This window comes from Kitasatospora sp. NPDC058218, assembly GCF_042882445.1.
Lineage (GTDB): Bacteria > Actinomycetota > Actinomycetes > Streptomycetales > Streptomycetaceae > Kitasatospora.
The window spans coordinates 1-8,783 of the sequence record NZ_JBHVWC010000132.1; the positions used below are offsets into that span (position 1 = coordinate 1).

Genomic DNA, 8,783 nt, shown 5'->3' on the forward strand with positions numbered 1-8,783 from the left:
GGCCTTCGGCATGCCCCACACCCGCACACGGCCACTACGCGTTACCAACATCATCGACCCGGCTCAGCAGGGCCCAACTGAAACGCGGAGGCTAGCGAGGTGCGGAGGAACGGCTCGCCCTGCTGCCGCTGATGCTGTCGTGCCGGGACCTGCGATGGTGCCGCACCGGGATGGTGCGGAGCGGTAGGGGATGCTCCGCGGCTTGAGGACGCGCTCGATGGTGCTGCGATAGTACCGCGCCGGGATGGTGCCGGCCACCCGCCGCTGCTGCCCGCCCCGACCGGCCGGGAGCCGGTGACGTCCCAGGGGTGTGGTCGGGGTGTGGGGTGGTGCGCCGGCCGGGGTTTTGCGGTGTGGTGAGGCCGTCGACCAGGCAGCCCCGACGATTCGACCGGGAACGTGGCTGCGCAAGCAGGCGGGGGCCCGCAGTGACGGGAAGCCGACCGGCCGGCAGACCGTGCTCCTGGACGGCCTGCACGTCACTGAGGCCGTTGCCGGCCGACCCGCCCGGGAGTTCACGGGCAGGTCGGAAATCCACGAGGAGATTCACGGCAGATCGGCGTTGAGACCGGGAGAATTCGGTTCCGCTTGATGGGATTGTCCAGATAACCTCTGATCATTCAACTTGACGTCAAGGCAGGGAACTTGGCCCTGTCGCTCGGACGGCCGCGGTAAACAGGCGCTCGCCGAGGTGGCCACCCGACGGCGGGATTCGGCGCAGCGATCACAGCCTCCATGGGATTGACAATTGGTCAGGCTCAATCCCGTGACCCGCTCATGGGCTTTGACGTGGGCGGATGGCAGTCGATAGCGTCCGCCTGATCATTTGTGTCTGCCGGCCCGGGGGCGTTGGCGTTCCCCGGCCATGTCTTCTTGGGAGTCATTGTGCGTAGGGTTCGAAGACTGGCTCTTCCTTTTGGCGTACTACTGGCGATACCCGTGACGGTCGGGTCGGTGCAGGCATCGGCCGTGGAAGGGCCGGCCGTGTCGGCGGCGGTGGAGGATTTCGCGTATCCCGGGGCCGCGAAGATCCTCGCGGACCGGAACATCACCCTGAAGTCGGGCGACGGGCACATCGTGCTCGCCGACTGCGCCTCGGGGTCCGGCCTTGTGCACGTGCTCAGCCGGGCGGCCAACCCGACCGAGGTGTGCTTCCGGATCACCGGCCCCACCGGCTACCTGGCGGTGGAGATCCCCAAGGTCTTCAACATCCGGGGCAACGACCGCAGCGTCAACGCCACGCTGAACACGGCGGGCAATGTCACCAGCTTCGACATCCCGAAGAACGTCTGGACGCCGGTCGGCGAGAGCGTCGGTGACGCCACCGCTCTGCTCGAGCTCACCGCTACCGACGGATCGGCGGGCCCGGTCGGCGCCACCGATCGCCCGGCGGTCGGGACGGTCACCGTCGGCCAGCCCGGTCGCGCCGGTTCCCGCAGCTGCACCGCGACCCTTGTCGACCCGCAGTGGGTACTGACCGCGGCCGGATGCTTCGCCGATAACCCGGCGTCGGTCGTGGCCGGCACGCCCCCGGTCGGGAGCACGGCCACGATCGCCGGTCAGAGCGCCAGGGTCATCGAACTGGTGCCGCGTGGCGACCGTGACCTGGTCATGGCCCGGCTCGCGAAGTCCGTCATCGGTGTCACCCCGGTCGCGGTGGCGACCGTCGCGCCCACGGGTCACGAGAACCTCCAAGCGGTCGGCTACGGCCGCACCGGCACGGAGTGGATCCCCGGCGCGCCCCACACCGCCGTCCACAGCGTCGGTGCCATCAGCGCTACGGGTGTCGACACCGTCGCGGGCGCCGACACCGCGCCGCTGTGCAAGGGCGACGCCGGAGCGCCGTTCCTGCGCACGGTCGACGGCCGGGCCGAACTCGCCGCGGTGCTCACCGCCGCCGGCCAGAGCGGCTGCCTCGGCAGCACCGCGACCGCCACCGGCGCACGCGGCTCGCGCGTCGACGACCTGGCCGGCTGGGTCAAGCAGATCTCCATCAGCCCGGTCCACGGTGACATCCCGGTGGCGGGCAACTGGGACGGCGGCCCCGACAACGTCGGCATCTGGCGCTCCTCCACGGGTGAGTTCCACCTGCGCATGGACGACGGCAGCCTGATGACCGTTGCGTGGGGTGAGAACGGGGATGTCCCCGTCTCCGGGAACTGGGACAGCGCCGGCGCCGACAACCTCGGGATCTACCGCCCGTCGACGGGTGACTTCCACCTGCGGATGGACAACGGCGACGTCGTGAAGATCGGTTGGGGCGAGGCCGGCGACGTCCCGGTGGCGGGGAACTGGGACGGCGGGCCCGACAACGTCGGCATCTGGCGGCCCTCCACCGGCGAGTTCCACCTGCGCATGGACAACGGCGACGTCGTGAAGATCGGTTGGGGCGAGGCCGGCGACGTCCCGGTGGCGGGGAACTGGGACGGCGGGCCCGACAACGTCGGCATCTGGCGGCCCTCCACCGGCGAGTTCCACCTGCGCATGGACAACGGCAGCCTGATGACCGTTGCGTGGGGTGAGAACGGGGATGTCCCCGTCTCCGGGAACTGGGACAGCGCCGGCGCCGACAACCTCGGGATCTGGCGTCCGTCGACGGGTGACTTCCACCTGCGCATGGACAACGGGGACAACGTCAAGATCAACTGGGGTAACCCCCGCTGACACGGCTGTGGCGGATCGGTGCCGGCCCCCGGCTGTGGCGCGGCGGCGACCGCGGGGCGGTCGGCCGGTCAGGCGGGCGGTGGAGCCCAGGACCGGATGGCCACGCATGACGAAGACTGGTCTGCCGAGCCGCCCGTAACAGCGCGACAGCTGACAAAGGAGTGCCGATGGGGCGCCCCGCACCTCACCGCACGGTGTCGAGCCACTGAAGGCCGCTCGATCTGGCGACGGCGAGATCATCCGCCTGTTCGCCATCGGCAGCGACCACCAGGGTTGGACCGCGGACAAGAAGGCCGACGGCAGCTGGACCACCTTCTGCAGGCCCCAGCGGCGCCATCCAGAGCATCACCGCTGCTTCCACAAGCCGACCTCGGCACCGACCGGATGACGGTCGGCGCCTGGTGCGGGCCCTCGGCCCTCGGTCGGCGCCCTCCACAGGCCCAGGCAGGCCGGTCACCCGGCCGTGCCGGACAACCACCTGCCGCTCCGCCCTTCCTGGCGGGGCGGCAGGTCTGCGGTGCGGCGTTCTCGTGCCGCACCACGTGTTCTTCGGACGTTTCCAGAGCCGCCGGCCCTTGTCGGCGGTCATACGGCACCTCGGTGCCCGGATCAGGATGGATTGCAGATTTCGATGAGGATGTCCTTGACATCACGGGCTCGGTCGCGGCTTGCGGCCGGGTTCGTGGCCGGCAGCCTGTTGACGGGGCTGCCGGCGATACCGGCGGTGGCGGCCGACGTGCCGCCGGCGATCGCGGCGGACCCGGACCGGGTGGCGGCGGTCGCGGCCTGGCAGGCCGGTGGTCCTGTCGTGCGCCAGGCTGCGGAGAGCGCGCTGACCGGGCCGGCCGACGACCTGAAGAAGTTCCTGGCGACCGGTCAGGCGGCTGCGGCCGACCAGGACCTGCGGGCGCAGATCGAGGACCTCGTCGCCAAGTCCGGGCCCGGCGTCCGTGAGGCGGGAACGGCAGCCCTCCAGGGCTCCGCGGCCGACCTGAAGGACTTCCTCGACAAGGGCGCCCGAAAGGCGTTCGAGGACGACCAACGGGTCCGGCTGTCGCAGATCATGGCAACCGGTGGCCCCGGGGTGAAGGACGCCGCCGGCAAGGCGCTCGACGGCACCATGGACGACGTCAACCGGTTCCTGAACGAGGGCCAGTTCAAGGCCCGCGACGACGACGACCGCGTGCACCTCTCACAGCTCATGGCCTCGGGCGGGCCGGAGGTGAAGAAGGCCGCCGGCGTGGCCCTGGACGGCTCGATGGACGACGTCCAGCTGTTCCTCCAGTACGGCTACCAGACCGCCGCCGCGCACGACCAGGAGACACTGACGGTCTCCCAGTTGGCGGACCTGACAACCAACGCCTCCACCCAGGCCGGGCAGCAGGCCCAGACCGCCAAGGACGCGGCCGGCAAGGCACTGGACGCCACCAAGCTGGCCAAGGAGGCGTCCGAGCGGGCCGCGAACGAGACCAAGGCCGCCCAGGGTTCGGCCGGACAGGCGTCCAACGCCGCCGGCCGTGCCGCGGACGCCGCGACCCGCGCCGCGAACGCCGCCCAGACCGCCTCCAGCGCGGCCAAGGCCGCCAACGAGGCCTCCCGACAGGCCGCCAACGCCGCCGCGTCGGCGGCATCGGCCGCGACGAAGGCCGGCAACGCCGCGACCAGGGCACTGGCCGCTGCCGCCGGAGCCGCGGGGAACGCCGGTCAGGCGGACACGGCTCGCAATGCGGCTGTCACCGCCCGCAATGCCGCCGCCGACGCCCGTTTCGCGGGCGAGGCCAGCGCGTGGGCCGGCCGGGCAGCCGTGCAGGCCGGACTCGCCGCGCAGGCCGCCGCCGCCTCGGGTGTCAATGCCCAGGCCACCGCCGACGCCGCCGCCGAAGCAGCCGGTTACTCCGGCGTGTCCGCCGCGGCCGCCGCCCGGGCCCGCCTTGCCGCCACCCGCGCCAGGAGCGCCGCCGCAGAGGCCACCCGCGCCGCGAACGCCACCGTCGCGATCGCGAACCAGGCCGCCGCCGCGGCCGGTGAGGCCCAGCGCGCCGCCAACGACGCCGCCGCCCACGCCGAAGCGGCGGCAACCGCGGCCGAGGAGGCGGCCAAGCACGCCGGAGACGCGTCCAACGCGGCCAACGTCGCGCAGACGGCCGCCGAAGCGGCCGAAGCGGACGCCAAGTCGGCGGAGAACTCCGCCACGCAGGCCCACAAGATCGCCGACGTCGCCCGGGCCAGCGACACCGAGCGCCTCGCCGCCCAGCAGGTCGCCGAGATGGCCGCCGCCGAGGAAGCCTCCCAGGACGCCGACCTCAAGGCGAAGGCCGCGGCATGGGAGAACGGCAAGGCCACCCAGCTCGCCGCCGACACCGAGCAGCTGATCAAGGACGCCACCGCGGCCGGCACCGACCCGAAGACGGCCGTGCTGAAGGGCCGCCAGGCAGCCTTCCGGCTGCTGGACTCCGCCGGCCCGTGGACCAAGGCCGCCGCCCAGACCGCGCTCGAGGGCGACGACTCCGACGTCCAGGCCTTCCTGACCACCGACCTGGCCGTCGGCCGTGAGCGCGACGACCGCACCAGCGTGATGGTGATCGCCAAGTCTCCCGGCAAGTTGGAGCAGCGCCTCGCCGCCGAGACCGCGTCCATCGGCACCCCCGACGAGGTCCGCGCGTTCCTCACAACCGGGCAGTACCCGGGCAAGGACGACGACGACCGGGTCCTGCTCTCCCAGATCATGGCCGCCGGCGGACCCGGCGTGAAGGAGGCCGCCGGCAAGGCGCTGGACGGCACCATGGACGACGTCCGCGCGTTTCTGGCCACCGGCCAGTACAAGGCGCGCGAGGACGACAATCGCGTCCTCGTCAGCCAGGCCCTCGCCTCCGGTGGCCCCGAGGTCAAGGCCGCGGCCCAAGCCGTGCTGTCCGGCCCGACCGACCGCCTCGTCCCGTTCCTGCAGATCGGCCTGCCCACGGCCCGGCAACGTGACGCGATGACCGCCACCCACGTGGCCACCATCGCCTCCTACCTCGCCATCATCGACGGCCAGGCCGCCCAGGCCCATCAGTACGCGGCCGAGGCCGCTCAGTCCTACGCCACCGCCCGTGGCGCCTCCGAGCAGGCCGGCCAGTATGGCCAGGAGGCCGGCCAGTCCGCCCAGCAGGCCCAGGCCTCCGCCGCCCAGGCCGGCCAGTCCGCCCAGCAGGCCCAGGCCTCCGCCGCCCAGGCCGCCACCTACGCCAAGCAGGCCCAGGCTTCCGCGGCCACCGCCAACACGGCAGCCCGCAGCGCCACCCTGTCAGCGGTGATGGCCACCGGCTACGCCACTCAGGCCCGCCAGTACGCGGCCCAGGCCAAGACCGCCTCCGACCGGGCCAAGGCCTCGGCGGCAGCCGCCGCCAAGAGCCGGGACGAGGCGAATACGGCTGCCAGGGAGGCCGCGGAGCTGGTCCTGACGAAGCAGAAGGACGAGAGCACCGGAGGGAAGCTGCAGGACGGGACCGCCGTCGTCGACGACCAGGGCCGCATCTCCTTCATCGAGGCCTCCCCCCAGGACGACGCGAGGGTGAACGGCGTCCAGGACGACCTGGACCGCTGCGCGGCGGGCGACATGATGCTGTCGATATACGGCAAGGTTCTGAAGCCCCTGGACACCAGCGTCTGGCACAACGACGCGTCGGGAAAGCCCGTTTGCACCGTCAACCTCACCGTCAAGGCGAGCGGCACCACCGACTACATCATGAGGACCTGCCCCGAGCCGAACCTCACGATCGCCGCCTGCCGCGGCAAGTACACCGTCTGGAACACCGTCCTCGTCAGCAGCGAGAAGATGGACGTCCAGTACCCGCAGACCGTCGAGCTGACCTACGCCGACTACCTCAAGAACTACAAGCCGAAGAACCACGGTGCCGAAGACTTCTGGAAGATAGTCACCGGCGACTTCGTCGACTGCTACCACGACTTCGGCTTCAACAAGCCCTGCGTCCTGGCCGCAGCCAACTTCATCCCCTACGAGAAACTCCTCGCCAGCGCCAAGTCCGTCGTCGCATTCCGCTACGCCCTGGAGACCGGCGTCGCCATCGAGGACGCCAAGCTCGCCGTCCAGGCCTCCCTCGAAGGCTTCAGCAAGGCGGCCGCCACCAAGCTCACCTCCACGGCCGACTTGATCAGCAGGTTCCGCGGTACCTTGAAGGACGGCGGCGTCGGCACTGACGAGGCCCTTGCGGCCGTGCGCAACGAACGCAACATCGACCGCACTCTGGTGGAGCAGCTGGAGGTCGAGGCTGACGTCGCCCAGGAAGTCCGCAGGTCCTGCCCCATCAACAGTTTCCTGGCGGACACCCCGGTCCTGCTGGTGGACGGTTCCTACCGGGCGATCAGCCAGATCCGCACCGGTGACCAGGTCCTGGCCGCCGACACTACGACCGGGCAGTTGCGTGGGGAGCTGGTCACCGCCACCTTCGCTCACAATACCGAACGATTTGTCGATATCAGCCTCGTCGGTGGCAGCAGCCTGTCCACCACAGCAGGTCACAGCTTCTACGTCGACACCAAGGGCTGGATCATCGCGTCCGCGCTGCAGACGGGAGACCGCTTGCACGCCGCAGACGGCTCCCTGCAGACGGTCGACGCCCTGCAGGACCGAGCCGGCCTTGAGCCCCAACAGGTCTACGACCTGACCGTCGGCGGCCTGCACACCTTCTATGTGCGCACCGGCGGCGATCAGGGTACGGACCTGCTCGTACACAACTGCACCGACATCGTGGCCGACGAGGGAACCTCCGGAGCCCACACCATCGGCACACACGTGACAATCTCCGGAGAAGATCTCCTGAAGAAGGTCACCAAAGACGGCGTGGCGAGCGTATGGACGGATGAGGCGACGGCTGCCCGAGCTGTCAAGAAGGCGTTCGACCAGTGGTACGCCAACGGTACCAACGCGCAGAAGCTCGCCGACTGGATCGTCAAGCAGCAGCGGCGTGGCAAGAACGCCCCCTTCATCGCGGAGCGCGACGGGAAGTCCTTTACGTGGAGCGTCAGGGATGAAGGATCGCTGGGTACGACCTACACCAAGACAAACGATCCGGACAATCCCCTGCGCGGCGTAGCGACCGGAAACAATGTGGTGATCACGCTGAAGTATGTTTCGGATCACACCCCGAAATGGGTTGTCTACACCGCCTATCCGAAGTAATGGAGCCGTCGTCATGGAACCGCGAGCCGATTTCGGTGAGGATTTCGGATTCAGTGGACTGACCAAGTACGTCCAGTCCCGTTTCGTACCCAGAGAGGCCGCCGGCATCCTCTCCTTCGTCGAGAGCCTGCTGGACGTGGAAGGCCGGGCATACGCTCTGGAGGTGGTGGAGGACATCCGTCGCCTGACAGAATCCCTCCTGTCAGACGACGCGCTCTCTATCGTCTGGCTCGCGGCCACCGAAGCGCGCTTCGACCCGTCGGGTGGAAACCTCACCATCCGTGCATGGTTGCAGCGGATCGCCGACACCTGCATCGGCTTCGTCCGCAGGGAGGACCCGGCGTTCGTACCAAGCGGCCCGGGCCCGGTTCGCCACCCGGAACTGATGGACACCGTGTTGGTGGAGATCCGGCAAGTCGGAGCGGCGCTCAACGAGAAGGCCGTCGCCAGCGTCTACCCGCCGCCACTTGCAGCGCTGGTTCCGACACTGGAGGCTGCAGTGGCAGAGCTTGGCCCCGACCTCGGGTTCCGGCTGTTCCTGCGGGCCATGAAGGTGTACTTCGTGCCCATCGGGCCGGCCCGACTCGAACGCTTCGAGCGGATCGGTAGCCAACTCGGCTACCACGAGTGGGTGGTCGAGGACGGGAGCCTCAACATCTGGTCCGATCTGGAGAACTGACGGCGACGCACAAGTACCCGCCGCAATAAGGAGTCTGCCGAGTTCGCCCGCATGGCCGGGTCCGCCCCACCAGATGTGGGGCGGACCCGGCCATGCGGCTTGTTGCGACGGGGGAGGCGGCTACCCGACCGCTTTCACCTGCCAATTCGCCGAGGAACTCACCCTAGCCTCCGCGTTTCAGTTGGGCCCTGCTGAGCCGGGTCGATGATGTTGGTAACGCGTAGTGGCCGTGTGCGGGTGTGGGGCATGCCGAAGGCC

Annotated in this window: 3 protein-coding genes; all 3 read left to right on the top strand. The window is 69.9% G+C overall.

The window, feature by feature from the left end; translation table 11 throughout:
• Positions 1-954 precede the first annotated feature (954 nt).
• The 3 genes from ACFVYI_RS41875 to ACFVYI_RS41885 all read left to right on the top strand — a co-directional run bounded on the left by ACFVYI_RS41875 (position 955) and on the right by ACFVYI_RS41885 (position 8,525).
• The gene (locus ACFVYI_RS41875) at positions 955-2,664 is read left to right on the top strand and encodes a trypsin-like serine protease (RefSeq protein WP_387895261.1); all 1,710 of its coding nucleotides are present in this window, start codon (positions 955-957) and stop codon (positions 2,662-2,664) included.
• A gap of 682 nt (positions 2,665-3,346) precedes the next feature.
• A complete protein-coding gene (locus ACFVYI_RS41880) occupies positions 3,347-7,846 on the top strand; it encodes a polymorphic toxin-type HINT domain-containing protein (RefSeq protein ID WP_387895265.1) in 4,500 nt (1,499 codons plus the stop codon).
• A gap of 13 nt (positions 7,847-7,859) precedes the next feature.
• Positions 7,860-8,525 (top strand): hypothetical protein, encoded by a 666-nt coding sequence (locus ACFVYI_RS41885; protein ID WP_387895268.1) that lies wholly within the window; start codon positions 7,860-7,862, stop codon positions 8,523-8,525.
• Positions 8,526-8,783 lie beyond the last annotated feature (258 nt).

Coding starts and splice junctions, on each gene's coding strand:
- ACFVYI_RS41885 (WP_387895268.1), top strand. CDS start 7,860: ATGGAACCGCGAGCCGATTTCGGTGAGGATTTCGGATTCAGTGGACTG.